Source organism: Microcystis sp. LEGE 08355 (assembly GCF_015207185.1).
Lineage (GTDB): Bacteria > Cyanobacteriota > Cyanobacteriia > Cyanobacteriales > Microcystaceae > Microcystis > Microcystis panniformis.
On sequence record NZ_JADEXI010000408.1, the window covers coordinates 1 to 4,219 of the forward strand.

Genomic DNA, 4,219 nt, shown 5'->3' on the forward strand with positions numbered 1-4,219 from the left:
GAATGGGGTCTAATTGTAATTCCGTCGGGTCGAGGACGGTTAAGGAGAGGGGAGAACCCAAGAACCAAGTGGCTAGATCATCGGAGAAGTTTTCGGCGATAAATTTACAAATATTATCAAACATCGTGAGCGTTTTGCCTTTGTAATTGCTACCATCCACATCAATAAATTCAAGATTACTTGCTATAAATTCCTTAACAATTAAGCTAGATAACCCCCCGATAATTAGTAAAATTCTTTGATTTTATGGTAGTCTTTGAACCAAGCTTACGAAATATTATATCACCGATTCAGATAGATCATGATTTAATCCTGTTTTAATTTCACAAACATAATTAAAGGTAGCATGATCGGTCTGAATAACCAACTTTACATCAGCCAATAATTTACCCTATATATAGGGTTTATCTTGAATAGTTGCCTGAAAATTAGGTAAGGATTCTGGACAGTTAAAACATTTATAAAATAGGGGATGTTTGGGATACATAAGCAATAGAAAGTTACCTTTTCTCCAAAATTAGTAAATATTCGGATTTCATGCCATCAGGATTTTTATTCTTGCGAGATTTGAATAATTGTCTGGTTTTAATTCTATCCTCAAAGACGGTATTAAAGATAAAGCCATTTTCCTGAAAATATTCCCCTAATATTCGCCAAGTTTCTACTTCCACTCCATCCACTTTCGGATTACCCACAAAAATGCAAGCTTTCCCAGCTTGTTTTAATTTTCTGGTGGCATTTTCTAAAGCGTTGATGGTGTGACAAAAATAGGAATCAAGTATTTTATGTAAATTCTCTTTCTCTAAACTTGATCTCACTTTATTTAAGGTTTCGGTTTCGATTAATCTGGTAGCCTGTCGGTAGGGAATTTCTAGCTTAGAGATTTTTTGCACTTCTTTTTCTGTATATCCTAACCAATATAAATCTAGTTTTGCTGTTCTGATATATTCCTGTGCTTGCAGATAAGGGGGGGAACTAATTAAACAATCTAACTCTAAATTTTGCTCGATCTCAAAAGTGGCACTATCTACTCCCCCATAAAAAAGCACCTGATTATAATTATGCCAAGTTACGGTAATATATTGATTGACACTGGTTAAAGTTTCAAAACTCATCTCTTTAATTGTTCGTTTTAATTCCTCTTGCCAATCTCTTTGTAATAGTTCCTGTATATCTGATTTTTTGTATTTCGATTGAAATAATTTAGGTTTGGTATGTTCTGCATAGGAAAACTGTTTACTAACTTTCACTAAAACCGCTTGAATGATCTGGGAATATAAATCAGGTTCTAGACTTTTTTGACCTGCCCAAAGTTTCTGCAAAACTGCTAAAATATCCTCTGGATACCAATAGTTTAAATTTGACCACTGAGGGATAAATTTATCCTTGCTGCCAAAAACTTCTAAGATTTTTTTATCTAACTCTGAGTAACTCAATGGTTCTTGGTGTTCTGTGATTTTAATCGGTATAATATGGTTTAAAAGATAATTAAGATCAGTTAAAACCGCATTTCTTTGACAAAGTTTAGCCTCTAAACCCACCGTACCCGAACCAGCAAAAGGATCGATAATCCAATCATCCTTTTTAGTGTAGTTATCAAGACAAAATCTCACCACTTGGGGAATAAATTTGGCAGGATAATAATAGATGCCATGGGTTAGATAACTGGTGCTGGTGATTTCTGGTACTAAATCTCGAAAAGAAACTAATCGCGGGGTTCCCCGATTAAATTCTTCTAAATTATTAGAATCGAAAAGTTCTAAGTAGGGAGGCACAATTATTTGTAGGATGGGTTAGCGGTAGTGTAACATGAGCGGGCGTTGGGTTTCATGCTTCAACCCAACCTACGTTCATCTTATATTTAATTCCACCCACCCACTTAACTGCATGATTCGGCTATCAATTCTCCCTAGGGTGGACTAGCCAATTAAAATAAAGATTAAAAACGTAGTTGATCAATATTCTAACTTATCGTCCTCTAACCTAACCGACAACTCAGCTTTTTTACTTTTTACTTAACGTGATATACTGCCAAAGGAAAAAATGACGTTTTAATTAGTCTGCGTGAATAGCCAATCCTCGACAATTATAGAACAGGTTAGAGTCCTTGACCCTCTGACACAAACCGATCGCATTGCCGATGTCTGGATTGAGAAGGGGGTAATTAAAGCGATCGAATCTCAGCTTCCCCCAAGAGAAAATAGTAACTATATTTCTGGTCAAAACTGTATTTTTGCTCCAGGATTAGTCGATCTCTACAGTCATTCCGGGGAACCCGGCCACGAGGACAGAGAAACCCTCGCATCTTTGCTTAAAGCGGCCACGGCCGGAGGCTGCACCAGGGTGGCAATTCTCCCCAATACTCTCCCCCCCCTCGATCACCCCGCACTTATTAGCACATTACAGCAAAAAAGTCAAGGGTTTTTTGACTCAAAATCGACTCGTCTGCATTTTTGGGCAAGTCTCACCCTAGGAAGACAAGGGCAAAAAATGACGGAATTAGCCGATTTAATGCCGGTAACGGTGGGTTTTACCGATAATCGCAGTCTGGAAGATTTGGGACTGTTGCGGCACTTATTGGAATACCTAAAACCCTTCGGTCAAAATATCGCCCTTTCCCCGGTAAATCAGCAATTAAAGGGTAATGGAGTCATGCGTGAGGGAGAAACCTCGATTCGCCTAGGTTTACCGGGGGATCCTGCTATTTCCGAAACCACTGCTTTAGCCACAATTTTAGAAATCGTCGGCGAAATTAATACACCTGTTCACCTAATGCGAATTTCTACCCGTCGAGGAGTGGAATTAATTCGCGAGGCAAAAATGCGGGGATTGCCGATAACCGCTAGTGTGACGTGGTTGCATCTGCTCTTAAATACAGGATCGATCGCCAGCTACCATCCCAGTTTACACCTCGCTCCCCCCTTGGGCAACGAAAGCGATCGCAAGGCGTTAATTGCGGCAATTAAGGAGGGAATTATCGATGCAATCGCGATCGATCATCGTCCCTATACCTACGAAGAAAAAACCGTCTCTTTTGCAGAAGCACCCCCCGGCGCGATCGGGTTAGAATTAGCTTTACCGCTACTCTGGGAAAAATTAGTAATAACCGGGCAATTATCAGCTTTACAATTGTGGCAAGCGCTTAGTCTCAATCCCTGTCATTGTTTACAACAAAAACCGGCATCTCTCAACCCCGGTAATCCCGCAGAAGCAATTCTTTTTCATCCCCAAGCAAGCTGGAAAGTAACGGCAAATAATCTTCACTCCCTCAGTCATAATACTTTCTGGTTAAATCAAACAATTACGGGAAAAGTCTTAGAAATGTGGAATTTTTAAAGGGTGGCCAATTTCTATCTTGAGACTCTCCTAGTTTTTTGGATAATGATCAGCTAGAATTCTAGAGAAAACTAGAGTAATATCATGGAAAAAGAACTGGTATCGGAAAAGCGCGGTTATCTACTTCGCACGGTGGCAGAAGCTAAAGAAATTGTCCTTAATTGGTTGCGAGAAATAAATTTAGTTAATGCGATTAAATTAGGTTTACCAGAAGTGGATGACAGATATCATATTTGGCGAATTCCTCTATGTAATGAACAGAAAAAAACCGTTGGGGAAGTGGTGATCGATGCTTACACCACCGAAATTTTAGCCGATAGGACAACCCGGACTGAAATTATTATCGCTCGTCTGTTAAAACAGGATGAATCTAAATTAGAAAACCGCAAGAAACCCAAAAAAGAATATAAGCTTTCCTCTCTGAGAAATACCATCGGATTTGGTGATTGTAGCGAACTTTTGGAGGAAATGCCCGCAGAAAGTGTTGATTTAATCTTTACCTCACCACCCTATTTTAATGCTCGCCCGGAATATTCAGAATTTGAAGAATACGAAAGCTATCTATTGAAGCTGCGACAGGTAATCAGAAAATGTCATCGAGTTTTGAGTGAAGGACGTTTTTTTGTCATTAATATTTCTCCCGTGCTGTTGCGTCGTGCTTCCCGTAATCAAGCTTCTAAACGTATTGCTGTTCCCTTTGATTTGCATCGAATTTTTATTGAAGAAGGTTACGACTTTATTGATGATATTATTTGGCTAAAACCAGAGGGAGCAGGGTGGGCAACGGGTAGAGGACGCAGATTTGCAGCTGATCGCAATCCTCTCCAATACAAAACTGTGCCAGTGACTGAATACGTTTTAGTCTATCGTAAACACACGGATT

Annotated in this window: 3 protein-coding genes and 1 pseudogene; 2 read left to right on the top strand and 2 right to left on the bottom strand. The window is 39.3% G+C overall.

Annotated features, from left to right (window positions below):
- Both IQ242_RS18010 and IQ242_RS18015 read right to left on the bottom strand, forming a co-directional pair.
- Window positions 1–124, bottom strand: a pseudogene (locus tag IQ242_RS18010) (flagellar assembly protein H); the annotation flags it as partial.
- Between the two features lie 376 nt (window positions 125–500).
- On the bottom strand, window positions 501–1,775 hold the full coding sequence (locus tag IQ242_RS18015; RefSeq protein ID WP_193960917.1) for a DNA methyltransferase: 1,275 nt from the start codon (window positions 1,773–1,775) through the stop codon (window positions 501–503).
- Between the two features lie 289 nt (window positions 1,776–2,064).
- Here IQ242_RS18015 and IQ242_RS18020 point away from each other — a divergent pair, with 289 nt between their 5' ends.
- Together IQ242_RS18020 and IQ242_RS18025 are read left to right on the top strand one after the other, a co-directional pair.
- Window positions 2,065–3,336, top strand: a complete 1,272-nt coding sequence (locus IQ242_RS18020; protein ID WP_193960918.1) for a dihydroorotase — start codon at window positions 2,065–2,067, stop codon at window positions 3,334–3,336.
- 84 nt (window positions 3,337–3,420) lie between these two features.
- A partial coding sequence (locus IQ242_RS18025; protein ID WP_193960919.1) for a DNA methyltransferase occupies window positions 3,421–4,219 on the top strand: 799 nt, incomplete at its 3' end.